This is a genomic window from Clostridium moutaii, from assembly GCF_041205085.1.
Taxonomy (GTDB): Bacteria; Bacillota; Clostridia; order Clostridiales; family Clostridiaceae; genus Clostridium_B; species Clostridium_B moutaii.
Genome location: NZ_JBGEWD010000011.1, coordinates 60,432 through 86,602 on the forward strand (window position 1 = coordinate 60,432; position 26,171 = coordinate 86,602).

At 33.6% G+C, this 26,171-nt stretch carries 22 protein-coding genes, 3 pseudogenes, 1 riboswitch and 1 other annotated feature; of the genes and pseudogenes, 4 read left to right on the plus strand and 21 right to left on the minus strand.

The annotated features are described in order from the left end of the window. The first annotated feature begins 31 nt into the window (after positions 1 to 31). On the plus strand, positions 32 to 907 hold the full coding sequence (locus AB8U03_RS12060) for a LysR family transcriptional regulator (protein WP_369704809.1): 876 nt from the start codon (positions 32 to 34) through the stop codon (positions 905 to 907). An 85-nt stretch (positions 908 to 992) separates the two neighbouring features. Here AB8U03_RS12060 and AB8U03_RS12065 read toward each other — a convergent pair whose 3' ends face one another. From AB8U03_RS12065 to AB8U03_RS12085, 5 genes and pseudogenes are all read right to left on the minus strand, one after another. Beyond that, complete coding sequence (locus AB8U03_RS12065; protein ID WP_369704810.1) at positions 993 to 1,343, minus strand: DUF2200 domain-containing protein; 351 nt, start codon at positions 1,341 to 1,343, stop codon at positions 993 to 995. 240 nt (positions 1,344 to 1,583) lie between these two features. Then, complete coding sequence (locus AB8U03_RS12070; protein ID WP_369704811.1) at positions 1,584 to 1,964, minus strand: hypothetical protein; 381 nt, start codon at positions 1,962 to 1,964, stop codon at positions 1,584 to 1,586. A 4-nt stretch (positions 1,965 to 1,968) separates the two neighbouring features. Beyond that, positions 1,969 to 2,397: a DUF6442 family protein gene (locus AB8U03_RS12075; protein ID WP_369704812.1), complete on the minus strand. Its 429-nt coding sequence runs from the start codon at positions 2,395 to 2,397 to the stop codon at positions 1,969 to 1,971. Next, positions 2,394 to 2,597, minus strand: coding sequence for a helix-turn-helix transcriptional regulator (locus AB8U03_RS12080; RefSeq protein ID WP_369704813.1), 204 nt, complete (start codon positions 2,595 to 2,597; stop codon positions 2,394 to 2,396). Before AB8U03_RS12080 ends, AB8U03_RS12075 begins: the two co-directional genes overlap by 4 nt. 151 nt (positions 2,598 to 2,748) lie before the next feature. Further along, a pseudogene (locus AB8U03_RS12085) lies at positions 2,749 to 2,937 on the minus strand (amino acid permease); the annotation flags it as partial. A gap of 119 nt (positions 2,938 to 3,056) precedes the next feature. Continuing rightward, positions 3,057 to 3,144: riboswitch (glycine riboswitch) on the minus strand. Positions 3,145 to 3,375: 231 nt separating this feature from the next. Here AB8U03_RS12085 and AB8U03_RS12090 point away from each other — a divergent pair. Beyond that, positions 3,376 to 4,293 carry a tetratricopeptide repeat protein gene (locus AB8U03_RS12090; protein ID WP_369704814.1) on the plus strand — a complete coding sequence of 306 codons (918 nt, stop codon included), beginning with the start codon at positions 3,376 to 3,378 and terminating at the stop codon, positions 4,291 to 4,293. Between the two features lie 683 nt (positions 4,294 to 4,976). On the opposite strand, the gene AB8U03_RS12095 is transcribed toward AB8U03_RS12090, so the two are convergent. The 6 genes and pseudogenes from AB8U03_RS12095 to AB8U03_RS12120 all read right to left on the minus strand — a co-directional run bounded on the left by AB8U03_RS12095 (position 4,977) and on the right by AB8U03_RS12120 (position 12,135). Then, on the minus strand, positions 4,977 to 7,085 hold the full coding sequence (locus AB8U03_RS12095) for a methyl-accepting chemotaxis protein (RefSeq protein WP_369704815.1): 2,109 nt from the start codon (positions 7,083 to 7,085) through the stop codon (positions 4,977 to 4,979). 910 nt (positions 7,086 to 7,995) lie between these two features. Beyond that, positions 7,996 to 8,461 (minus strand): annotated as a pseudogene (locus AB8U03_RS12100) (type I restriction-modification system subunit M N-terminal domain-containing protein); the annotation flags it as partial. A gap of 409 nt (positions 8,462 to 8,870) precedes the next feature. After that, complete coding sequence (locus AB8U03_RS12105; RefSeq protein WP_369704816.1) at positions 8,871 to 9,656, minus strand: Rossmann-like domain-containing protein; 786 nt, start codon at positions 9,654 to 9,656, stop codon at positions 8,871 to 8,873. A gap of 15 nt (positions 9,657 to 9,671) precedes the next feature. Beyond that, positions 9,672 to 10,689: pseudogene (locus AB8U03_RS12110) on the minus strand (ATP-binding cassette domain-containing protein). Then, positions 10,676 to 11,377, minus strand: coding sequence for a GTP-binding protein (locus tag AB8U03_RS12115; RefSeq protein WP_369704817.1), 702 nt, complete (start codon positions 11,375 to 11,377; stop codon positions 10,676 to 10,678). Before AB8U03_RS12115 ends, AB8U03_RS12110 begins: the two are co-directional and overlap by 14 nt. A gap of 83 nt (positions 11,378 to 11,460) precedes the next feature. Further along, complete coding sequence (locus AB8U03_RS12120) at positions 11,461 to 12,135, minus strand: ABC transporter substrate-binding protein (RefSeq protein WP_369704850.1); 675 nt, start codon at positions 12,133 to 12,135, stop codon at positions 11,461 to 11,463. A 47-nt stretch (positions 12,136 to 12,182) separates the two neighbouring features. On the opposite strand from AB8U03_RS12120, the gene AB8U03_RS12125 reads away from it, so the two are divergent. Then, on the plus strand, positions 12,183 to 12,404 hold the full coding sequence (locus AB8U03_RS12125) for a TOBE domain-containing protein (protein ID WP_369704851.1): 222 nt from the start codon (positions 12,183 to 12,185) through the stop codon (positions 12,402 to 12,404). A gap of 263 nt (positions 12,405 to 12,667) precedes the next feature. On the opposite strand, the gene AB8U03_RS12130 is transcribed toward AB8U03_RS12125, so the two are convergent. The 5 genes from AB8U03_RS12130 to AB8U03_RS12150 all read right to left on the minus strand — a co-directional run bounded on the left by AB8U03_RS12130 (position 12,668) and on the right by AB8U03_RS12150 (position 17,888). Then, positions 12,668 to 13,489, minus strand: a complete 822-nt coding sequence (locus tag AB8U03_RS12130) for a Rossmann-like domain-containing protein (protein ID WP_369704818.1) — start codon at positions 13,487 to 13,489, stop codon at positions 12,668 to 12,670. 146 nt (positions 13,490 to 13,635) lie between these two features. Then, positions 13,636 to 14,547 carry a DNA adenine methylase gene (locus AB8U03_RS12135; RefSeq protein WP_369704819.1) on the minus strand — a complete coding sequence of 304 codons (912 nt, stop codon included), beginning with the start codon at positions 14,545 to 14,547 and terminating at the stop codon, positions 13,636 to 13,638. A gap of 113 nt (positions 14,548 to 14,660) precedes the next feature. Then, positions 14,661 to 15,440: an EFR1 family ferrodoxin gene (locus AB8U03_RS12140; protein WP_369704820.1), complete on the minus strand. Its 780-nt coding sequence runs from the start codon at positions 15,438 to 15,440 to the stop codon at positions 14,661 to 14,663. Positions 15,441 to 15,663: 223 nt separating this feature from the next. Beyond that, complete coding sequence (locus AB8U03_RS12145) at positions 15,664 to 16,392, minus strand: DUF1287 domain-containing protein (protein ID WP_369704821.1); 729 nt, start codon at positions 16,390 to 16,392, stop codon at positions 15,664 to 15,666. Positions 16,393 to 16,565: 173 nt separating this feature from the next. Further along, positions 16,566 to 17,888 carry an MFS transporter gene (locus tag AB8U03_RS12150; RefSeq protein ID WP_369704822.1) on the minus strand — a complete coding sequence of 441 codons (1,323 nt, stop codon included), beginning with the start codon at positions 17,886 to 17,888 and terminating at the stop codon, positions 16,566 to 16,568. 161 nt (positions 17,889 to 18,049) lie between these two features. Then, positions 18,050 to 18,324: a binding site (T-box leader), on the minus strand. 533 nt (positions 18,325 to 18,857) lie between these two features. On the opposite strand from AB8U03_RS12150, the gene AB8U03_RS12155 reads away from it, so the two are divergent. Then, positions 18,858 to 19,832, plus strand: coding sequence for a sensor domain-containing diguanylate cyclase (locus AB8U03_RS12155; RefSeq protein WP_369704823.1), 975 nt, complete (start codon positions 18,858 to 18,860; stop codon positions 19,830 to 19,832). Between the two features lie 294 nt (positions 19,833 to 20,126). Here AB8U03_RS12155 and fumC read toward each other — a convergent pair whose 3' ends face one another. The 5 genes from fumC to helD all read right to left on the minus strand — a co-directional run bounded on the left by fumC (position 20,127) and on the right by helD (position 26,113). Beyond that, positions 20,127 to 21,491: a class II fumarate hydratase gene (fumC, locus tag AB8U03_RS12160; protein WP_369704824.1), complete on the minus strand. Its 1,365-nt coding sequence runs from the start codon at positions 21,489 to 21,491 to the stop codon at positions 20,127 to 20,129. Positions 21,492 to 21,799: 308 nt separating this feature from the next. Further along, positions 21,800 to 22,153, minus strand: coding sequence for a hypothetical protein (locus tag AB8U03_RS12165; protein ID WP_369704825.1), 354 nt, complete (start codon positions 22,151 to 22,153; stop codon positions 21,800 to 21,802). 65 nt (positions 22,154 to 22,218) lie between these two features. Beyond that, positions 22,219 to 23,343 carry an aldo/keto reductase gene (locus tag AB8U03_RS12170; RefSeq protein ID WP_369704852.1) on the minus strand — a complete coding sequence of 375 codons (1,125 nt, stop codon included), beginning with the start codon at positions 23,341 to 23,343 and terminating at the stop codon, positions 22,219 to 22,221. A gap of 41 nt (positions 23,344 to 23,384) precedes the next feature. Beyond that, a complete protein-coding gene (locus AB8U03_RS12175) occupies positions 23,385 to 23,522 on the minus strand; it encodes a hypothetical protein (RefSeq protein ID WP_369704826.1) in 138 nt (45 codons plus the stop codon). A 344-nt stretch (positions 23,523 to 23,866) separates the two neighbouring features. Then, complete coding sequence (helD, locus tag AB8U03_RS12180) at positions 23,867 to 26,113, minus strand: RNA polymerase recycling motor HelD (RefSeq protein WP_369704827.1); 2,247 nt, start codon at positions 26,111 to 26,113, stop codon at positions 23,867 to 23,869. Between the last annotated feature and the right edge of the window lie 58 nt (positions 26,114 to 26,171).

Below are 26,171 nucleotides of genomic sequence, written 5' to 3' on the forward strand. Positions count from 1 at the left end.
TCGATTTTATTGAAGTAATTGGAGGCATAATATGGAGTTTAGAAATCTGATAACATTTTCTGAAATTGCCCATTTGAAAAGTTATACTAAGGCAGCAGAGGAATTAGGATATGCTCAGTCTACTATTACAACCCAAGTTCAACTTTTAGAAGAAGATCTTGGTGTAAAACTGTTTGAAAAAATCGGAAGAAAAATGCATCTTACTTCAAAAGGTGAAGTGTTTCTCAAATATGCAGAAAATATAATAAGTCTTACAGAGGAAGCTAAAGAAGCAGTAAGTGACGTAGATATTCCCCGTGGAACTTTAAGAATAGGAATTGTGGAGTCCTTGTGTACTATGAGACTTCCAGAATTGCTTAAAAATTATCATATGAAATATCCTGAAGTAGAAGTCATAATTAAAGTTGGAGTTTGTTCAGATTTAAGAAGTATGATTAAAAACAATATAGTTGACTTGGCATTTATTTTGGATAAACCAATTGTTGATCCAGATTTAATATGCTGTGTGTCCTACAATGAATCCATGACATTTTTAGCCTCTCCAGTAAACAGGCTTACTGGTAAAAGGCAAGTTACAATGGAAGATATTAAAGATGAGCCTTTAATTGTAACAGAAAAGGGCTGCAGCTATAGAAATATTTTTGAGAAAATGTTTCAAAAATCAGGTTTAAAACCTAACATAGCTTTGGAAGTTGGAAGTATTGAAGCAATTAAAAGTTTTACCATGAGTAATCTTGGAATAACCCTGCTTCCTGTTATGACTGTAGAGAAAGAACTTGAAAACGGACAGCTTGTTGGGTTTGATCTGGATGGATGCAGATTTAATATGGCGACACAAATACTATACCACAAGAATAAGTGGATAACAGCTGCAATGAGGACTTTTATATCAGAGGCTAAAAGTTAAACACTCAATAACTTTGCTTTTATAAAGTATTATAGAACTCTTTTAACTGGGCTTTTACTTCTTCTGAAAGATTATGCCATCTAATTTATTTTCTTAATATTTTCTGCATTGTTTTACCTTTAGCTAACTCATCAATTAATTTATCTAAATATCGGATTTGTCGCATTAATTCATCTTCTATTTCTTCCACCCTATATCCACAAATTACTCCTTTAATGAGTGAAGCATTCGGATCAATATGAGGTGCTTGTTTAAAGAACGTTTCCATATCCACTTCATTAATTATTTGTTGCTGTAATGAATGTTCATCATAACCGGTAAGCCAAAAAATTATTTCATTTACTTCTTTTTTTGTTCTTCCTTTTTTCTCTGCTTTTTGTATATAGAGCGGATAAATACTTGAAAAAGGCATTCTAAAAACTCGTGTTTTCTCCATTTTGAAATTCTCCTTTGCTTTTTATAAAAAATAATTGCCACATTTTATAAATAATAAATAGTTCCAAACTGTATCATAAATTACTATTTAACTGCAAATCATATATATATTTTTTACTTCACAATAATTTACCATTATTAATTAACTTATAAGTTAGTTATACTAATAATTTTTAGAAAACTGCTTTTAATAAATTTAATTTTAAAATAACTATTGCCTTCCAAATAAAATATGGCTTACTTACATTTCTTTATGATATTTGGAAAAGTACATCATATAGACCCCAAAAATGATCAAATATGCCGTAAATGCAAGTGAAATTATAAGTAAATCAGCCTTTAAAAAGCCATATATAATCACAAGAATACCAAATATTATTCCCATAACATCAAAAGCTTTTGCTTTGGATTTGTCTTCAATATTGAGATTTCGTTCATCCTTATGTCTTTTCCTAACAAAAAATTTATTATATATCCCGCTTATGACCAAATATACCGATGCAGATATTAAAATTGCAGATATAGTCTCCGGAGTATATCCTCCTACAAAAAACATACCCACCGATGAACTAATCAACAGTATAACTACTATTGCAATAAATACATAGTTAAAAGTTTTCATTTTCTCACATCTCCTTGTCATACTTAAAACGATAGTAAAGGCTATATCCTATGACAAACAGGTAGGCAAAAGCTAAAAGAAGAACAGCTGCAAAATCAACACCCATTAAAGCAAAAACAAGCATTAAAGCACCAAAAATAAATATCATCATATCATATCCCCTGGCCTTTGCTCTGTTCCCAATAGCAATATTACGTTCATCCTGCCTGTCAATTTCCATTTGCTTTTTAATATGAGGATAATCCTTTAAAGCCCTGAGGCTTATTATTCCTCCAGCACCATGTCCGAAAATGCCGCATCCCAATCCCATGCAGATATATGGCAGAGCCTTAAGCATTCCCCGTGGATCAACAACTGTTTTGACAAAATATGCTCCTATGCCCATCAACAGCAATCCAATTACAGTCATGATGTAATAAGTGCTTTTTTTCATTTTTCATCCTCCTCATAAATAAAAATTTCTTCAATATTCATATTAAAGTATTTTGCTATTTTAAAGGCCAATATTATTGACGGGTTATATCTGCCGTTTTCAAGGGAACCAATTGTCTGTCTTGACACTTCAAGAGCTGCCGCCAAATCTTCCTGGCTTAAGCCATGTTTCTTTCGTATTTCTTCCAGTCGGTTTTTCACATTTCGCTCCTTCTTATGGAAAGTGTGCTTTCCATATGTCAAGTATATCAGTTCTATTCAAAATGTCAAGTGTACTTTCCATAAAAAGCAGAAGCTGCCGATGTCAGTACAACAAAGTTTATGATACTTGCTGCTTTGGAAAACAATGATTCCCCAGGGCACGCATAATTAAAAAACAAATTATGCCTGTTATGGTATATGCAAATAAAATAGACGGCCCTGCCAGGTGAATGGATCTTCCTGATCCAAGAAACAATCCAGTACCAATTGCACCTCCTATTGCAAGTAATTGAACATGACGATTTTTTAATCCTCTTGATAGATTTTGATTTTGTGACATCTTTGTTGATTGATCCATTTTATCCCTCCATATAAATATTTTGCAATTGGAGATACAAATGGGAACAGATAAGATCTAAAATGAAGTAATTGATTATGTATTACTTTTATAAGATATGTTACCTTTTTCCTGTCCTTTTACCTGAGAGTTTCGTCCTGGGACTTTCTCCTTCGGTGCTCTTTTAAGAGTCTCTCCAAGGATTCATCTGAATTATTTTTTTACCGTTATATATTAATGTATATTCACTAAAAATGCAATATTTTTTTCATTTCTAATTGAAATAAAAATATTATCTTTCAAAATTATTGTACCAATAGCAAATTCCTGATCCTCGAAAAGGTATACAATGAAATTTCACAAAAGAAACCTTGAAATTAACTTCTATTGATGATAACTTAATCTATAGACACTAAAAATAAAAAAAGAAATGGTGTATTTATGAAAAATGATATGAAAATCAACAGATATCTGGAAAAAGCAGAAGAAGCTTTTGAACAAAACAACCTAATTAAATCACTTAATCTATACAATAAGGTTTATGAACTTTCAAAGGGTAAAGATGTAGATGCCATAATCAACCTGGCATTAATATATGACTTCTGGGGAAAATCAGAGAAAGTCAAGGAATATTATAAAGAAGCTTTAAGCATAGATGACTGTGAAGAAAGGGCTTATTATGGCCTGGCTGCAATATATGATGATGAGGGAAATTATGCAAAAGCTATAAAATTATATAAAAAAGCCATTTATATAAACCCCAGCTATCATAAAGCCTACTTTTTTCTGGCAAATGCCTATGACGTATCCGGTAAAAAAGATCTGGCAATATACACTTATAAAAGGCTGTTAAGCTTAAGTCCCCTGGATTTTTGGGCAAACTTAAACTTGGGTAGTATTTATGAAGAAAAAGATCAAAATGATCTTGCATATAAAAAATTTTCAAAGGCCCTTAAAATAAATCCTCATAATTATCTGGCCCTGTTCAATATGGGTGTAATCTGCTGTAAATTCAATATGGTAAAAAAAGCTGCTGGATTCTATGAAAGGGCTATTGAAAAAAACAAAAATTATGAATACAGCTACTTGAATTTAGCAGTAATCTATAAATATAAAGATACAGAAAGAGGTATAAAAATTTTATCCCGTGGAATTGACAACTGCAGTGAAGTCCATTTTCTGTATTATAACAGAAGCTGCTTTTACGCCTTAATAAATGAGAAAAACCAGGCCTGTGAGGATATAATCCAGGCTTTAAAATTATACCCCCAATTTTTAAAATATGTTCTGGAAGATGAAGAGCTTGAAAAAATAAGGCAATTGAATTCATTTAAGGAATTTATTCATAATTATATCTAAAAAGACTACATCAAGTCCATCTTCAACACCGCTTATATCTACAGTTTCCCTTATTGCATGTACAATTAATCCAATACAGACTCTTGGGGAAATTCTTCTTCAGGTACTTGTAAGCTATGGTGATGGATCAGAAAGTGCTGAACGCAAAGGTGTCAGTGGTTTTTAGAATAAAGAAGCTGAAACAAAATCCTTAATTCAGCTTAGGAAGAATCTAAAAATTGACGCTGCTTTTATTACATTTACTAATGATCCTGAATTGAATAATACTTTTGAGCTTTTTCCCCTTATAAAGACAAAATAAAATTAAGATAATAAATTTGAATGATGAAATCAATGTTAGAATAGCTTTGGCTGTACCTAAGGTAACAAATTTGTCTTCCAATGTATGGACTTTTAAAAAATATACTTTGGAGTGGTTTAGAAAATAATTATATATTATTTTACTTACTAAAATCTTCATAGATTTTATACCTGATTATGGTTGCATTGTATGAGTTCCGCAAACTAAAAAATGTATTTCTGGGCATCAGTTTGTCCCTACTAGATTAAGGATACTGAATTTATTTCAAGGGCAAAACATAATGACAATGGAAAAGATTATGATGGGTATATGGGAGTTAATAAGAAAATTATAATAGATAAGAGTAACTCCAACTCAAAGTAAAAGTCAGAGTTATCATCAATTACAGTTTAAATACGGAAATCATTTTCCTTAATTTCTCTGCACTTGCCTTTGACTGAGCTGCCTGTTTCATCACATTATCACTTAATTCAGCTACTTCTGAAGACATTTGTGCTATATTGGTGGTTCCCTGGGCACCTTCTTCTGATGCTGCAGATACTTCCCCCACAGATTTTACTATATCCGAAATAGATACAAGTAATTTCTCAGATATTATATTGAAATCATCCACAATTTTTTTTATTTCAAAAGAATCCTTGCTATATTGTTCCCCTGTATTAACTAGATTAGCATAATCAGGGACAACTTGTTTTTCGATAAACTTCATTATATCTTTGGAGCTATTTCTAAGTGCATCAACGGATTCAACTACATCTTTGGTGGTATTCTGAATTTGGATAGCCATATTTTGAGACGAATCAGCAAGCTTTCTGATTTCATCTGCCACAACGGAAAATCCTTTTCCAGCTTCTCCTGCACGGGCTGCTTCGATAGATGCATTTAATGCAAGCAAATTTGTCTGTGAAGTTATCTCCAATATTCCATTTGTCAATGACTTTATTTGTTCCACGGCTTTTGATTTTTCGATTGCCAATTGCAGCCTTTTATCTATATCTGCACTCATGTCATTTACATTCTGTTGAGATTGAACCGCCGAAGATTTCAAGGCATCAGCTCTTTTATTTATTTTTTTTGCAGATTCCAGCCCACTCTCAATTTCTACTGACATACTCTTAACGGTGTTTTTTATTTCAGATGCGGAATTGTTCATTTCTTGAGAAGATGCTGCCGTTTCTTCCATCCCGGCAGAAAGTTCTTCTGTAGTTGCAGATACATCACCAATCTTTAAATTTAAAGTACCTATATTTTTTTCCACATTGCTTATTGAATCATCCACACTTAAGGAATTATCCTTTACACCTTTTATTATGTTTTTAATTGATTGCTGCATTTTCCACATGGAATTTATCATCTTTCCAATTTCATCTTTGGATTTTGAATACTTTAAATCAATTTCTTCACCAAGATCTCCCTGTGCCAGCAAGTCCAATTGACCTTCAGCATATTTAAGTCCTTTGGTAATATAACCAACAATTAATATGATCACCATGATTACAACAACAAGTCCAATACAAGCTATAAGTATTATCTGTCTCAATTGAGTATAGAAATCCTTCAAAATATTGGCTACAGGAATATCTATACACAGACTCCAATTCATATCACAATCACCTAATTTTACGGGATATGCCACTCTAAAAACATCTTTTCCCGTAGAAATTGATTTCCCTAAAGTTTGAACTTTTTTACCCAATGATGTCTGATCTACAATGTTCTTCCAATCATCACCACTTTTTTTTGCATCACTCATTATCAGCTTGTTATCCGCACCATTAGCTACATATATGCCGTTTTTGGATAAAAGCTGGGCATATCCTCCCATAGGTTTTATGCTGCTGACAATCTTCTGGAATGTTTCAAGCTTATAGTCTATGGATATAACTCCCTGAAAATTTTTATTTTCATCTAAAATAGGTACAACTAAAGATGCCATGGATATATTACTGCCATTGACTTTATATACAGTAGGTTCCGTTACAAATACCTGTTTGCTTTTTTTTGTATTATTATACCAGGCCATATCTGTCTCGAAATTATAGGCGGCTTCAACATGAAAAGAACCATTATTCCTGGTTACATAAGGTATAAACAAGCCTTTTTCACCATATTCCGATTTTCCTGCATAAGAAGCATCCTGTCCGTCAAAAGCATTTGGTTCAAAAGCCACTGTAATTCCATAAATATTAGGATACTTATTTAATACATTCTTTTGCATATCAATAATAATATCCCTATTCTTAACACCTTTTCCCATTTGACTTATTATTGAATTTTTAAATGTATCAGCTATAGTTTCAAGTGTGGTAAAATGGCTGTCAATTTGAGAAGCATAGGAATTTGACATTTCTTCCGAAAGAGTCTTAGCCTGTACCATACTGTTATTATATAACCTCACTAACACTATAGAAAATGTAGTGACAAAAGTTATTAGCAGCAATAATCCAATTATAATACTAATTTTTACCTTTAAATTCATTTTTCGCAGCACAAATTCATCCCCTTTTTATATTGTAAGATTACATATATCGATAATACTTGAAAATAATTTTTCACTATTTTATATAGAAAAATTACAACAAGCAGCGGTAATCAAATTTAAAGAGAAAAGTATTAAATATTATAAAAGAGAAAAAGACATCTATAAAAGATTAGAACATGTAAACTTCTAAACAATCCATTCATGTTTATTGGGCTCAATTGCCAATGAAAGGAATTAGGAAAATGATTTCCTCTGAAATGAGTTTCTTTCACAAGGGTAGAAACAGCTTTCAAGCTTGCAGGACAACATATTGCATTCTATTTATATTCATTTTAAATATATTGTTTACCAATAAAAAATGTAAATTCCGAGCAAAAGTTCCTATTCATAACTTTCTGAAAACAACTATAAAGATTATTATATCAAGAATGCTCCTAAAGATCAACACATTTACCTCCCGTTGTATTGCTGACTTGCCATAATGTGAATTTATCATTTTCACGCTATTTAATTTTTTCACTCATTTTTAACCATCATGGGATCAATATTATATGTTGACAGCTTTTACAAGCCCCAAAAATAATATTATTAAAGTAGACATTATACAATATAAATAATATTATACAATATAAAGTTTTTACTGGACACAATAATGCTAAAAACATATATTAAATTTACAATAAATCATTTACTTTATATGATATTATAAATTATGGTAATCATAAAAGTATTTATTAATTGAAAATCTGTAAAAAGACATTGTAAAATTCTATATATCCATTTTCATGGACTCAATGATTAATTTTATCTTCAAATTAACTTATTGAAAACAACTATAAAAAAACACCTATTTATTTACAAGTAGATGCCTTTGACAATTATCATAGAAATCCAATTTGCAGAAAAAGCTTCACACTCTCGCTAAAACCAATGCATATTTTTCCCTATCTTTATTAGTTTCTGAAAGGGAATCCCTGTATTCAATATTAGGGTTGTCCACTCCATGAAGCATCATATTCATGTCACCAATTCTAAGCATGGTTCTATCCATGTCAAAGCCATTAAACATTTTATTATTGAAGTGTTCCTTGAATATTTTTTATAAAAGGGAAAACTTCCTGGGATACTATTCTATACATTTCTCCTGCTTCTTCATTTTTAAATCTGCTCCATCTTAAATACTGTTTGCCACTTGGAAATATTCCTTCAAAAGGTATACCCAGTAATTCTGCATCACTTTCAGCAGATATCTCATTGTCATCCAGCTCCTTTATAAATAGGAAATATGTAAATTGTTCTATAACCTCTAACGGATTGGTAATACCTCCAGTCCAAAATGTCTCCCAAATTCTATCTATTTTGCTTTTCAACTCACCTGTAATCATTATGTTTCCTCCAGTACTATTTATAATTCTGTAGTATAATTATTTCCTGCAAATATAGGCAAATTAAGTAATTTTTAAGGTTTAGATAAAGTTTGTTTAAAAGAAACTTCTCCACCCCAGCCTTAGAAAAGCTTGTCCAAACACCCAGCACCGCTTTATAAAACTGTAGTATTACACTGGCAGTGTTTGGATAAAAATAATTGCATCAACCCACATCAATGCAATTTATATTATAACTCTATTATTCTATATTTTCAAAACCTCTTATTATTAAACATATAATATTTTTCATATGCTGATTCATATATTGAAATGGGATAACTGCCCCTTCCAATATATGATATCTTCACCAAATACAACATATATTTCGTTAGAAAGACAGTACTACTGCCAATCTCAAATTAGGCAGCTAAAGTGTTGTATTATCAGTCCTTTGATTTTTTTTGAAGCTGACTTTCTGGCCTGCATTATATATTTTTACATTTTCTGCACCTGAAACAATTCTAAAGGCAAGCTGCTGGTCTTTAATCATAAATCCGGACAGATCTTCAATTCCATAGTTGAATAGTGCAGGCGCCAGGGGAGTCCCCGGACCCACCATGGTAATCCTTTCGGCATCTTTTGATAGTTCCAGCATTCTAGGCAGTGTTTTCTCCAGAATACATACATTAGTCAAATACACATAGTCACACTGGGGCAGCAGATATTCACAGGCAGCTATGGGATAATCCCCATCCTCCGGTTCCCATTCCATAATATAAAGCTGACATTTTGGAGCAAACAAGTTTTCCAGGTGTGGAAAATGTCCAACAACAGCAACCTTTTTATCCTTTATTTTATTTTGAGACATGATAAATGGATCAAACAGCCTATCCTCAACCCTCCTTGAACTGGAAAATTCTACTCCGTTTTTCTTTGCCACCTCAGCATTGTTGTAATATGCATTCATGGCAGCCACTCCAATAGAAGCCTCAGCCATATTCCATGACTTTACACAGGCTGCAATCTCTTTCAGCGGTGCTCCAATAAAATTTTTTGTAAACATGGGCATTCTGGTTTCATTAATAAGGTGAAAACCTGCAATTCCTGATCCCTTACCACTGCGGACATAGGACATTCCATTTCCGCATATAAGCTCATCAACTATGAAATTTTCCGGAATTTCATTGATTAAATCATCATATATTTCCCACATAATATACACCCCTTTTTATATAAGTAAATCTTCTGTTATTATCTCACCGTCACGGAGACGGTTGCGAAGCATCATCATCGTATTGTCAAGCTTTTCAATGGCCGCAAGGCTTTGTTTTTCGGCATCGGAGATTTCGATAATTTTGTGTATCCCGCCATTTTTGATTACAATACGTTTGTCAGCACTGATTGCCAGCAGGGGATCATGGGTGGAAACAAAAATAATCTTTTCCTTTTTCGCCAAAAGCTTTATGGCCCGGCGCCTGTCAATTCCCGCATTCTCAATTTCATCAATCAATACGATTGGTGATTCACTCATATAAGCGGTGTCTGCAACCATAAGAGCTCTGGATTGCCCACCGCTGAGCTGGGTCACTTTTGTGTTCCTGGAAAATTTTTCACCTGCCAGATGGTTCGCGCACTCAAAACACTTTTCCACCACCTTTCCGGTGTCAGGTGTTAATCTGCTTTTTGCATGCATCTCCAAAAACTCATTAACACTTAAGTCCATGACAAAATTCATATTTTGTGAAAGCTGGGCTACCAGCTTGCCATCCATGTCAAACCGCTGAAGTTCATCAACTTCTGCTCCATTTACAAGTATTTTTCTACCTGTAGGAGTATCACCCTGGGCAAGGCACTCGATGTCTCCCAGCAGCCGGCTTTTTCCGGATCCTGTGGGCCCCACTATACTGATTACCTCTCCTGTAGAGATAGTAAAATTGATATTTTCAGGTTCCTTTGATTTATTGAAGCCTCCTATAATGGATATGGATGAAACCTCAGCAGTTGAAGCCTCAGCCTGTGTAAATGTCAAAAGGAACTCACAAAAGTTCATGAAAATGCCAGACTTGTCCAAACCGAATTCACTTAAGTCCTCATCGTCAACTTTCTGAAGAGCCTTAAAAAGCGGCAATTCCTTTGGAATAGAATTCAATCGAAAATTGTCAAGAAAATCTGCAGCAATAGGGTATCTTAAGTACATCCTCAAGGCTCCTGCTGCTTACTAAATTCATTAATTCACTCATCACCATATTTTTCAAACTCCATTTTCTTCATCATTCCCAATTGGTACGAGTCCCCTATTTTCGTTTCCCCTGTACAATAGGAACATACCGCTGAAGGTGTTGTAAATTTAAGTTTCACATCTCTCAGGGTTTGAATATCCCTGGTTTGTTTCAAATATTTTGACAAAAGCAGTGTCCCTTGGCCAGTGATGCCATTGACAAATACCACCTTTGCAGATGAATTCATCTCCTTTATATTAAAAGCAAACACCTCACGCTCTGCCTGGGAAACGATGTCACTCTTTGTCACTGCAACTATATCCGCAAATCTAAGCATGGGGCCTATTTTTCTAGGAGTGTTTACACCTGACAGATTGTCTATGACACAGATTGAAAGTATCCCGCTAATATAGGGAGAACAACGATTACAGAGTCCGGCACTCTCTGTTATCAACATATCAAAACCGGATTTCACTCCCCACTGAACTGCATCTTCAATATTACTTACAAAATAATGGTCGGGACATATTTTGCCGGAAAACCCTGTCTCTACCGGAATGCCTGCTTCAGCATATCGAAGATTGTCAAATGAAGTGAGACAATCGAATTTTACAACACCAATACTGCACTTTGGCATATTCATACATTCAACAAGCTTTAAAATGACAGAGGTTTTTCCAGAAGAGGGCGGTCCTGCAACAGTTATAAGTTTCATTTCATTCCTCCTTGATAAACAGGATATTTTATGTTTTACTTAGTTTTTTATTACCCAAGACTTTGTATTTCTCTATATTTTTATTATTTTTTCAGCAGTGAATTTGCTGCCAGTGCTTTATACTGGTCTTCTGTCAGCTTGCTGTGATAAAACAACTGATAATATTTTGCTGCTTCATTATATACGTTGTACTTTGCCTTATCAGGATATAATAATTGAGTAATCCAGATCATCCCCATGTAACGGTTTACTGAAGGCGGGAAACCCATCCAATTGTACGGACCATTTGGAACTTCGTAGTATTTTCCATTTTTAATTGCGTCAAGCTTCTGCCATGCTGAATCTTTTGCCACAGTACTGTAAATGCTGCCCGGAGCAAAGAGAATTACATCAGGATTCCATGAAGTTATCTGCTCCATATCCACTGGATTTCCAGCTCCCTTGCCGGAAGGATTTTTAACAACAGCCACATTGCTGCTGACCATATCTAAAATTTCAGCATGAAAAGAACCCCTTGCAATCACATTAAGACCGTCAGTACCGGAACAGTACAGTAGTTTTACTCTTCCATTATCTCCCACAGATTTCATAATATCCTTGGTTTTTTTAAGGGTTTGTTCACAATACTGTGCCAAAGCTTCACCCTGCTGTTCCCGCCCAAGGAGCTTGCCCAGTGTTCTATAAGCCTGAGGCATGGTAGATGTGGTGGCATCAATATGAATGGTTGGAATACTGACCTGTTTGGAGATATTGTCCATATCTTTCACAATAGTAGACTTGGCTTCCCCAACATCAATAATGACCTATATTAAGTAAAGGTACATTTGTCAGCAGCGCAAGAAATATCCTCAAAGGCAATGTAATTGACATTATCAATGTTGACAACTGCAGTGTAATCGTAGTTGTTGATATTGGCATCCCTATAAAATCACTTATAACTACAAAATCTTTAAATAAAATGGGTATTGGAAAAGGCACTGAACTCTATGTTGTTTTTAAAACTGTATCTGTAATAGTTTATAAATAAGCAGTAGTTTTAAAATATAAATTTTTCACTGCAAAGCAGCTCTATTTCAATTTGCTTACTGGGAGTATATTTTTTAAAGATTGCACTTAAAGCTTCTGCCTTTGTTTTACTATTTTTATTGCAAACACCCAAACTCCACTAATGGGCATACTTTTGCCCTCTGTTATTTCAGACTTTATAATTCCTATAGGGCCAGGTATACTATTACCAGATTCCCTGCATTTTTATATTCTTTCTTCGTGATTGCTTATTAACTGAATTATTCAAGGATTAATACATACCATTTCACCGCCCGCTTTAAATATATTCATTTTTTTCCCTTCTTGAACTGCTTTCCAAGTAAGCTGCTGTTCAATTACTACAAAGCTTGCTATAAAATTCACTCCATATTTAAATAAAATTTTAGAAACTGGTACACTGGGACCTACTAAAACAATCTGAGCCTTCTTGGACAACTGAATCAATCTGGGCATTGTCCTGTTTATAAATGCTGCTCCGGTAATGAATACAAAATCCTGCTCTGGAAGTAAATACTCACAGGCCGGATCAGGATAATCACCTGCTTGTGGTTCTCTTTCAAGTATAGACAATTCACATATTTCATTAAATTTCTCAATATCCGGGAAATGACCAATAACTGCTACTTTTTTACCTGCCATATTGGGTTCCAATGCTTTAAAACCATTGTACTTTTCCGGATTATCTGATTTAACCATTGGCTCGCCAGTGATATCCATAACTTGTGATGGATTGTTAAATGCTGCGTTAATTGCAGCCATTCCCAGCGACGCTTCAAGCATATTCCATGATTTTGAATATGCCGCAAGCTTTTTAAGCTGCATTCCGGAAATATTGCTAAGTTCGCTTCCTTTTCTTCTGCCCCCTTTAACAGTCATAGCAATACCGATCCCTTTCTGTGAACGTACAAGAGTCCAAGAGGTTCCAATCATGCATTCAAGCACTGTTAGATCCTCGGGGATTTCATTAATGAGATCATCATATATCTGCCACATATTTTTCCCCCTTTTTCTAGATTTTTCTATACTAAGCACCCTTGACACAAGCCTGGCATAATACTTATCCATTCTTATGGGAAAACACCGGTTTATAAACTAATTATGTTGAAAACATTTTCAACATAACTCAACCTAGTCAGACCATACAAAAACAATATAAATTATTTAGATGATACCAATATTAGTGTTTTCTGTCAACATCAATATCATACTCATCATCTTTTATAATTTATTATTAATAGCTCTGTAATTTTTCCTCTTCTATTACCTACAGAATTTATATTTCTTTTAGAATAAACTTTTTTTATATTAAAATTTGAGTATAACTCATCAAAAAAAGTATCTTTCTCATCTAAATTTTTAGGATCTGAATTACTTAACATTACCTTTGCCCCTTTAGCATCCATCAATTTATAAAAATCTCTTAATAAAATCTGCGATTTATCGTTAAAATTACTTTTATTATAAGATGTAAAACCACCTACTGTTACTGGCCTATATGGAGGATCACAATACACAAACGTATTGGCATCAATATATTCTTTTAACTCACTAAAATCTTTATTTAGAATCTTAATTTTAAATCCTCCATTGCTATTTTTTAAGTTTAACAATCTAGATATCTTTCTCAATTGTATTTCATCAAAAAAACTTGGGTTTTTATATTTTCCAAATGGCACATTGAAATTTCCTTTTGAATTTTCTCTATACAATCCATTAAAACACGTCTTATTTAAAAAAATAAAATATGAGGCTAATTTTATACTACTACAATTATTATTAAAATTAGTCCTTATTTCATAAAATAATTTTTTTCTCTCTTTAGTGTCTAATTCCAAATATTTAGTCTTTAATCCTTGTATTTCTACGATTAAATCTTCTGGTTTATCCCTAATAACTTTATATAAATTTATTAATTTGGAGTTTATATCATTTATAATATATTCTTCAAAATAATTATTTTCTAAAAAATAAAAAAACACAGCGCCTGCCCCCACAAAAGGTTCAACATATCTTCTATATTGCTTAATATCTACAGGCAATTCTTTAATTATCTCATCCAGAAGTTGTGTTTTACCTCCAGCCCACTTTAAAAATGGTCTTATATTAGAATTCATAGTTATCATGCTTATTAAATTCACCTCATCACTTGTCTTTCAGTTCATTAATTATATGTTTTATTTCTTTATCAGTAATTTCTAAATATTCTTTATAACTATCAATTCCTATAAAAATTCTATTATTTTCTATTTATAATATCCTTAATCTCAACATTTGGATTGTGATATCTTCTGCGTCCGATTGTTTTTTTGCCATACTGTATTGCTTCATATGGACACCATTGAATACAGGCAAGACATCGTTCACAGTGATGCTGCCAGACCGGATGCCGGTCTTCAATTTTTATATTATCCACAGGACATACTTTGGCACATAGACAACAACCAGTGCATTTGCAGGTCACTACGAATTTTTCGTCCCATTTAGCGATATCTTTATATAGATAACTGCGATTCGTTATTTTACTCCATAGCTCGGCTTTTCTTTTAGCCGGATGCCGCTCACCATCTGCAATAGATTTGGCAGCTTTATCCACCTTACTTGCAGCAGCTTTTATTAGTTTCTGTACTTTGTCGGTATCGGGAGCTTGATAATTCACAATATAATTTCCTGGCATCTTTACCTCATCTGCATAGGATAAACTAATGCCTTTTTCTTGAAGAATATCCTCCAGCATACCTAACGTATTAGCTCCGTATCCTCCGAAATTTATAAATGCAAAGCAATAGGTCCCTTTGATTATACTAAGTTTTTTAATAAATTGTTTAACCAATCTCGGTAAACCATTATAGAAAACAGGAAATACGAAACCAATAGATTCACCCGAACCACCAATAGGCTCATTAGGTGGCTGTGTAGCCATTGACTTAATCGTGCAATCTTCTAGTTCTTTTGCAATTTGATGGGCGATTTCCAGCGAATTGCCTGTAGCAGAAAAATAATAAATTGTAGAACCCATACATCCCCCTCCTTTAAATTTCATTTATAAAAACTCTTCCTGAACTCATCAAGGTAACCATTAAGTTTTCCAAGAATTTTGTCATAATCCAAGTTATTGATTTATTAATTTCTAATATTTTGCAAAATATGATTCATAAAACCAATATTCGCCCAAAAATAAACTGTTTGCATATTTCAATATCCAACCCTTCTCTGAAATCTTGTTTTTTCTTCTGAGTTCGCTATTGTTTTGGAAATCTAAAATGACCTGTTATTCTGGGCATCCAGTACATAATTTCATCACCCTCTCTAGCACAAGGTGGTGCATTATGTATTATATATGGAATACCATCTGCTCTCCTTTTATCAGAAACTATAGCTATATGTTCACTGTGATCAAAAGTTACGATGTCCCCTGGCTGCCATTCCTTTAAATTCTCTATATCGTTAGGTTTCAACTCAGTAGTAATACTGGCTGCATATTTTTTAAAATAAACATAAAGATTGGACACTCTTCTAAAATCTATATTGGGATCGGGCTTACCCTGAATTTCTTTATAATCACCAGGATTATTCTTTATATCCTCATCTACCATGTCCTTTAAATTATATCCTGCATCTTTAAAAGCTCTCCACACTAAGTCAGTACATACTCCCTCATTTTCCGGAGGATACCCACCTACATAATAGCCACTTTTATATTTGACCTTTTTATGTGCTTCTTTTCTTGCTCCAAGAACTATATCTTCCTGATCCTTTATACCATCTTTATCTTTGTCTGAATTTATTAATACTACTCTTTGCTTTAACTTCTCATCAATTGTTTCATTCTTTTTTCCATTAGTTGTATTTTTAGTTTGCACCTTTGCTGTGTTTTTGTTGTAAAACATATTTTTTTGTGTGAAAAGTTTAAAGCCTATAGTAATTGAACAAATGAAAGCTAAAAACATTACAAAAAACTTTTTTCTCATTTTTTAACCCCTTGCCCCTTTTATTATAAAGAACATTTAAAAAATAGCTACTAGGAACTCCTTTTCTTTTATTTTATATCATTGGATTTTTCGTGTCTACATTTTTATACTAGCACCATTTTTTATAAAACGAAGCACTACCTTAATACTTAATGATAGTGCTTCGTAAAAACTTACCCTATTTCAATTTTATCTAAGTTATTGTCATCCTGTTCACCTGTCAATACATCGGCATCAACTTTTTTCTTAAGTGTCAGCATAACAACACCTGAAATTACCAATGACACAGACAAACAAATGTATGCCGTGGTATAAGACCCCGTACCATTTTTAATGAACCCGACAAAATACGGTCCAACCCATCCTCCCATATTTCCTATTGAATTGATTAACCCAGTGGCACCAGCTGCTGCCGGTCCGGATAAAAAGGATGTAGGAACCGTCCACCAGACTCCCATTCCTACATATACGCCTATGGCAGTAACACAGGTAAATATAAAGCTTAATACAGGATTGGAAACCATAGTTCCCAAGGCCATGCCAAAAGCGCCGATGAAAAGTGGAAGAGCTATATGCCATTTTGTTTCTCCCGTTTTTGAGGTAGAATTACCATTAAATATAAAACCAACAAGTGCTACTGACATTGGTATTATAATCAACCAGCTGACACTGGAATTACTCAATCCAGATATTGACTTTAAAACTGTTGGCAGCCAGAAACCAAATCCCCAGAATCCAGTAACCCACATAAAATATATAAAGCACAATTTAAGTACTGTCTTATCTTTCAATGCTTCCCACAATGTATATTTTTTTATAGAGTTTTTCACAGCAACTTCTTTTTCATAATCTGCTCTTATTTTCTTTCTTTCTTTATCATTCAGCCAATTGACATCTTCAGGCCAATCCTTCAACCAGAAAATAAGAATGATTCCAAATATAAAGGCCATGGATCCTTCCATGATGAACAACATCTGCCAACCTTCAAAACCAAAAGCTTTAATACCCAGGATTACTCCCGCTAAAGGAGAACCAATAATACTTGAAACAAGCATGGAAGTCAGTAAAACTGAAAGCGCCTTCGGTCTTTCTTTTGCATTAAACCATCGAGGCACAATAGCTGAATAACAAACTGGATAAAAACTTGCTTCTGCAGCCCCTACCAAAAAACGAACAACATAGAATTCAAGTTCTGTGTGTACGAATCCCATAAGACTGGTAACAATACCCCAGGTAAGCATAATCCTGACAACCCACTTGCTCGGACTTCGCTTTTCTGCAAATACAGTTCCAGGTACTTCAAATATCACATATCCAAAGAATAAAATACCTGCTCCCATTCCAAAAGCCTGGGCACTAAACCCCAAATCCTTGTTCATGGTCAAAGCAGCATAGGATATATTAAGTCTATCAATATATGCCAGCATTGAAGCGATGAACAAAGGTAAAACGACATTTAAATACTTTCTTTTAGTTACACTACCATTAGTAGTCATAATGTCAGCCCCCTTCTTTACTATACATATTTCTATTATATTATTACAAATTGCCCCAATTTTTCTAATATTCTAGTGCCAAATTATCCTCCTTTCTCACTTATACATATTTTAATAAATAAAAAAAATCTTTCGTCCTTATAAACACATTTTAATATGTTCATAAGGACGAAAGATTGACTTCCGCGGTACCGCCTTATTTGCAATTTGGATAAACCAATATTGCCTCTCAATTCAGATCAACTTCAAATAAAAATTTTATTCAATGTAAACCCTAACCATATATCGCTGGTACACGTCCTCCTTTACTTGGCAAAAGCCTTTCTACTTGGAAACTCCGGAGTGATTTCAGTATTCTATTAACACCAACTTTCACCAAACGCCGGCTCTCTTAAGTTAATAAACTAAATACTTCTTTCTCCATCACAGTCTATGTCTTTAATATATTTTTAAGTATATTATTTTCTTTTAAGGTTGTCAAATTTTTTTAAGTGATGATCGTTTCAATTTAATTTATTATAGGTTAAGAAATCATGGACTTCCCTCATACTATATTAAACTAGGCTCTTCTAAGAGATTTTTAAGTACACTGGTTAAAAATATTATTTTCCCAATATTGATTATACTACTATTTGCTGATGCTTCAAAAAGCCTGTATATTTCCACCATCGGCCTTATAAGCTCTCAGCTGTGGCATCTGATATACTACTTTTATGCTCCACCCCAATAATCTATGTGATAAAATATATTTTCAATAAAAATAAAATTCTTTATGGAATTTTGAAGCTAAACTTCCACAAACTTATAAGCTTGATATACTTTCATGCTTATATGCAGTATAATTTATGTATATGAAAGTACTCCAACGATAGCAAAACACAAAATGAGAGTTATCAGTAATTTTTCAGCTTAAATAGTTGACCAATTTTATAATTTAATTTTTCTAAACATATAAAGGTGGTTAAAGCTATGAATGAAACAATAAATAATAATGATAATGTAGCGTCAGCTAAAATTTATCATATAGATATTCCAGATACCCTGCTTAAAGAGTGGCAGAGTATAGTAGATCTCATCTCTCGTATTGCAGGAGTCCGTGCAGCCCTTATCATGAGAGTGCAGGATGGAGAAATCGAAGTATTTGTAGCCAGCGAGACTAAAAATAATCCTTATCGCCTGGGAAACAAAGAACATCTCATAGGTTCGGGACTTTATTGCGAAAGGGTCATCAATAAAGGCAAAATGCTGTTAGTTCCCAACGCATCAAAATCAAATGAGTGGAGAAATAATCCTGATATGAAATACAATATGAAGTGTTATTTAGGATTTCCCATCAGACTGCCCAATGGTGATTTCTTTGGAACAATTTGTATGCTTGATGACAAAGAGAATAACTTTTCACAAGATATGAAAGATTTCATGGAGAAAATGCGCAACTTGATTGAAGCCTATTTAAATCTGCTGCACTTAAGTATCACTGATCAGTTAACGGGCTTATATAACCGTACTTACCTTAATATAAAAGCAGCTAAAGAAATAAAAGGAGCAGACCTCAACAAAAAGGCTATTACAACACTTTTATTGGATATAGATCATTTTAAAAAAATCAATGATACCTTTGGCCATCTGGCAGGTGATGAGGTACTAAAGGATTTTGCTAAGATTATGATTTCTTCTTTGCGAAGCACAGATACAATTTTCAGATTCGGCGGAGATGAATTTATTGTACTGATGCCAGATACAGCTATCAGCGATGCATTAATCGAAGCAGAAAATTTACGTTTAAAAGTAGAAAACAGCCAAATCCGGCCTGACCTTAAAATAACAATCAGCATTGGAGCTGTAGAACGGATTTGTGGTGAATCTTTAGAGCACTGGTTTATGCGAGTAGACAAAGCTCTCTACAGAGTCAAATATGGCGGCCGCAATCAAGTTGTCCCATAGTGTTAGTGGAAAAACTTACCCAATTTATCAAAATAAAGAAGGACAGTTCCAATCTTTAGAAACAGTCCTTCTTTACACTCATCTCAATTTTTACTTAAAATCCTTTGATACCAAGCTATTTCCGTTCTATCTTCACAAAACACTTTACATGCCAGCAAATCAATACAATTAGAATAAGGCTTTATGTAAAATAGTATAATTTACAGTGGTTAGTAATTTTCTCATTATGCAGCAATAGTAATTACAGGTAAAGAAAATGAACCAAACAGCGGAATCATGATTACCAGTATATTATTAAACCATATTCTCCGGTTTAATAATATCGTCAAATTGTTTTTCTGTTAAATATCCCAATTCTACAGCTGCGTCTTTTAAACGAATTCCCTTTTTATGAGCAAGCTTTGCAATCTCTGCAGATTTATCATAACCGATATATGGATTAAGTCCTGTTACAAGCATCAGAGACTTATCCAGATTTTCCTTCATTTTATCCAGATTAGGTTTTATTCCCGATGCACAATTATTATTAAAGGAGATAATTGCATCTGACAACAACCTGACAGATTGTAAGAAATTATATATGCACATTGGCATGAACACATTCAGCTGGAAGTTCCCCTGTGAGGCTCCGAAAGAAACTGCAGTATCATTGGCCATTACCTGGCAGGCTACCATAGTAACAGCTTCACACTGTGTTGGATTTACCTTTCCAGGCATTATAGAGCTTCCAGGTTCATTTTCCGGAATAGTTATTTCTCCAAGACCGCATCTTGGACCGCTGGCATACCATCTAATATCATTTGCAATTTTCATCAAATCTGCTGCCAGTGATTTCAAAGCACCATGGGCATAAACCAAATCATCCTTGCTGGTTAAAGCATGGAACTTATTTTCCGCAGTGACAAAACCCGTGCCAAGGTAGCTGCTAATTTCTTCTGCTGCAATTTTTCCAAAGTCAGGATGTGCATTGAGCCCGGTCCCTACAGCTGTTCCTCCCAATGCCAATTCCCTTAGTCCTTCTATAGATTGTTTTATATTTTTCTCCCCTTTGATCAGCATCTGTTTCCATCCGCTTATTTCCTGAGAAAATGCTATGGGAACAGCATCCTGCAAATGAGTTCTTCCCGTCTTGATAACCCCTTTGTTTTCTATTTCAAGATGCTTCATGGTACTTTTCAATATTCCTATTGCCGGCAGTAATTTATTTTCTATTTCCATTACGGCAGCTATATGCATTGCCGTTGGAAAAGTATCATTTGAACTCTGAGACATATTTACATCATCGTTGGGATGAATGACTTTCTTCTCCAATATCTGGTTTGCCCTGTTGGCAATAACTTCATTTACATTCATGTTACTCTGTGTTCCGCTGCCTGTCTGCCAAACCACCAGCGGGAAATTATCATCCAGTCTGCCTCCATAAATTTCATCACATACCTGCTGAATCACCTTCATTTTTTCATCATCAAGTTTGCCCAGTCTATTATTGGCCTTTGCTGCTCCCTTTTTTAAAATACTGAAAGCTCTAATCACTTCTACGGGCATCCTTTCCCTGCCGATTTTAAAATTTTCAAAACTTCTTTGTGTCTGAGCCCCCCATAATTTATCTGATGGAACTTTCACTTCTCCCATTGTGTCTTTTTCTATTCTATAATTCATAAAAAATACCTCCTGTTTATTTTCTACAACCTATATTTAAATTGTTTTTCTAAAATTTTTTGTTTCCTGCATCAAGCCCAAGCAGTATCATAATCAATTTCATCTTTTCTTTCTATATCCTGAAATAATCAATTGATACCATGATTATACTATAATATAATAAAATTATAAATTCTATAAAAACATACTGGAGGTATTATAATGGTCAAGCATTTTTTGTTAGCCTATCATCAAGATCACATTCAATCAATGATAGAAGAAAAACAATATGCCAGAGTTCAATAAAAATTTCATTACTGTCATAAACCCTATTCTATCTCAATAAGTTTGTAATCAATATTACCCATACCGAGGGTATTCATGTATTCAATTTGATGAAGCCCACTGCGAGATTCAATAGGAAGAAGATTTGGGCCATGTGGTTCACCAGTATGCAATTTTATACCGACTTTTCCATTTACTCCTGAATTTATATAAGAATAAATCTTTACCAGACCTCTAACACTAATATTATTCGTAAAGAACACATTAGATTTATTGTTATCTGACAACTCGTCTTTAACTTTACCATCATTATTATCAGCCATCCTAAAATAATCTATATTAAGCACTGATCCTCCCGCGGTTTTCAAAAAATTACATGTTGAAACAGTATTCGTCATTATCCATTATCACCTCTACTTATATAAAATATTTTCATTTATTCTCCTCATCATTCCAGGTTACATTAATGATTTTCAAATGTACGTGCTACTTCTTCCAAATGCTTTGTAATCTCAATATGCTGTGGACAGATTTTCTCACATTTTTTACACTTAATACAATCAGATGCTTTACCATATGTTTTAGTATAATTATTATAATATAGATTGTGTACTGAAAATTGCTGATTCAATGCCTGTTTCTCTGCATTGTATAGCGCAAAGTATTTCGGTATTGCAATCTTTTTAGGACATCCATCTACACAGTATTGACAGGCAGTACAAGGTATTGCAATAGCTTTATTAATAATTTTAACTGCTTTGCTTACAATTTCGTATTCTTCTGAAACAAAAGGTTTAAATTCCTGCATATATCCTGTATTGTCAAGTAACTGTTCCATAGAAGACATTCCGCTTAATACCATCATCACATTCTCATGGCTTGCTGCAAATCGTATCGCCCAGGATGGTACAGACATATCCGGATGATATTCTTTAAATAACTTTTCTGCTTTCCCAGGTACTTTCGCCAATGTACCGCCTTTTACCGGCTCCATAACAATAACAGGTTTATTGTGTTTCTTTGCCACTTCATAACATTTTCCAGACTGAATACTTTCATTTTCCCAATCCAGATAGTTTATCTGTAACTGAACAAAATCCATTTCTGGATGTGCCGTTAAGATTTCATCTAATAAGTCAGCTGTATCATGAAAGGAGAAACCTATATTTCTTACTTTTCCTTCTTTCTTCTTTTTCTGAACAAAAGAAAATGCGTCTAATTTACTGGCAGTTTTATAATTATCTACACCAAGATTGTGAAGCAAATAATAATCAAAATAATCTACACCAACTTTCTCTAACTGTTCATTGAAAATTTTCTCTAAGTCTTCTGTTCTTTTTAAAAACATAGTTGGCATTTTTGTGGCTACTGTAAAAGAATTTCTTGGATGACGTTTTACTAATGCCTCTCTCAAAGCAACTTCACTTTTAAAATTATGGTACATGTAAGCCGTATCAAAATAAGTAAAACCTTTTTCCAAAAAAGTATCCACCATTTTATTTAATTGCTCAAAATCAATACTTGTCTGATCTTCTTTGTCTATAATTGGTAAACGCATAAATCCAAATCCTAATTTTTTAACCATAATGACACCTCTTCATCTATTATTTATATTTATATTTATACTTGCTATATAATACCTGCTCTTTTAAGCCACCCCGATATAGCAGTCTTTGAATTTTTCACATCTGAACCATATATACCTAGTCCTTTTTTAACATCAGCTCCACCAGAGGCTTTTACAATATCCGTCTCACTTCGTCTCATTCGACTGCCTCCATGCGTACAGTAATGTTGTTTGTATCTAGAACCAGTCAGTTATATTCGTAATAACAAAATGTATCCCATAAAAAATCAAGTTTGTCAATTATTTAAAAAACCATTATACAATTTCACCTCCTAATAGTTGATATTATAATACTTGGAGTTAACTCCAAGTCAAGTCTTTATGTCAAATTTTATCTAACTACCCTGCATGGATTCCCATATGCAAGAACATTATCAGGGATAGACTATGAACTAAACTGTTTTCGCTTCGAGACTTTTTCTGCTTCTTCTTGCGCTTCTTCAGTAGTATTGCAAATTTAGTTCTTTATTTTGTAGTAATAAATTCAATAACTTCCTCTCAGCAATGGTGTAACCTTACCTGAATAGTATATGCATAAAGCATGAAGTGCTCTGGTACAAGCAGTATAGATCAGCAGTCTTTCCTCCTCACAACTGTAATTTTCATCGCCTGCGTTATATATAAGCACCGCATCAAATTCTAATCCTTTAGCAAGATAGGCTGGAATAACCAAGGTATCACTTACAAATTCGTCATCATCCTTCATTATGGCTTTGACAGAAATCTTGTCTTTTAAGAAACTGTATACCTCCTGTGCTTCCCTTACAGTCCTTGTTATGATACCAATTGATTTGCACCCTTTTTCTTTATATATTTTAATATCATCAAAAAGTCTATCTTTTATAGCCTCTTCATTTTGAAAGCCAAGAACTAAAGGTTCCTCTCCTCTTCTTTCCACGCACTCATCTGTAATCTCCTCATTAAGCAGCCTTCTTGAAAACTTGGTAATTTCCATTGTGGATCTATAACTCTTTGTTAAATTTATTATGCAGGTATTATCTTTTGGAAATATATCTGATATATTACTATAATCTCCTACATTCATAAAGGGATTTATGGATTGATGTAAATCGCCCAGTATGGTGATACTGGCAGACTGAAAAAGCTGATGAAATATCTCATACTGTAACGGTGTATAGTCCTGTGCTTCATCAATAATAACATATTTGATTTCTGAGGTTTTTAGACGGTCTCCAATGGCACCTTTTAGATATAGAAGTGGCGGCTGATCCTCATAATTAAGTATTCCAGTCTTTAGATTTTCTAGAGTATAGCTTTTGATTTCATCAATTTCCGTCCCACAGTATTTATTATTTGAACCTGAGTAAAAAAACTCAAGTTTCTCAAAAAGTTTTTTATAAATATCCACCAAATCAAGTTCTGTGATCCTATTGATTTCATAATAAATATTCTTCATTTCTTCCTTTACAATAAGTGTACTTCGCTTCATAATTTCTGCTTTATCTATACAAGAATCCGAATCCTCAATATGGCTGGTTACTTCTTCCATCTGTAGTTTTTTATAAGGCTCTGCAAGGAACAAAATTCTTTTTCTTATCTTTTCAAGCCTCCTTTTCAGCGGAAGCCCTGAATAATCTTTAGAAAATAATTGTTGTATATCCTTAGAGGAAATTATCAAATTACCTCTGAAAATGATATCCGTAAAATTTCTATCCATCTTTTCCAGATAGGATACATATCCTTTTAATATATCTAAAAATTCCATGGAAGACTTAAATTTTATATTTCTGATTCTCTTTTGATAAGAATCCTGCTTCTTAGAGGTGAGGATATATTCCATCATCTGGCAATAGTTTTCCTTTATGAGATCATTGCCTAAGGCCCTATGCATATATTCCTTAAATGTAGTTTGGTACATATTGTCTTCTCCAAGCTGGGGCAATACATTGGAAATATAATCATTAAAAATATCATTTGGAGAGAATATCACTATATTTTCAGGCTTTATTTTATCCCGATGTTTATATAAGAGATAGGCAATTCTATGAAGCGCAACAGAGGTCTTTCCACTTCCAGCAGGACCTTGAACAATCAGATTTTTGTACTCTTCATTACGAATTACTTTATTCTGCTCTCTTTGAATAGTTGTTACTATTGTCTTCATTTTGCTATCAGTGCTTTTACTCAAGATATCCTGCAGCACTTCATCGTCTATCTTAAGATTGCTGTCAAACATATACTCAATTTTACCATTATTAATTTTATACTGTCTTTTCAGTGTAAGCTTTCCATCTACAATTCCTTCAGGACACTGGTAACCAGCCTCTCCAATTTCGTAATCGTAAAACATGCTGGAAACTGGTGCACGCCAGTCATATACGAGAATATCATAATTATCATTAATAAGATTTGAAATTCCAATATAACACTTTTCAGCTTTCTCCTCTCCATTTTCAAGGAAATCAATTCTTCCAAAATAGGGTGACAAAAGCATTTTCTCATATTTTTTCTCAAGTTTTCTTGTAAACTCATAGCTTCTCTTCTCTGTTTTCATTGTATTGATAAATTGCATAAAATCTACAATCTGTTCCAGTCCATTGCTTACGGAAACAGGACCTATATCCTGCCACAATTCCCTTTGTGTTTTAATGACATCCTTTTTAAATCTTTCTTTAAAATCATGTTTTTCATTAAACTGTTTTCGAGCTTCTTTAAGCACCTCCTGCAGCCATTCATTTTCGAGCTTCCATTTAACATCATTCTTATTCATGATATACCCCCTCCTTTTTGACGAATAACTAAGTAAGATTTTTTTCAAATACTGTTGA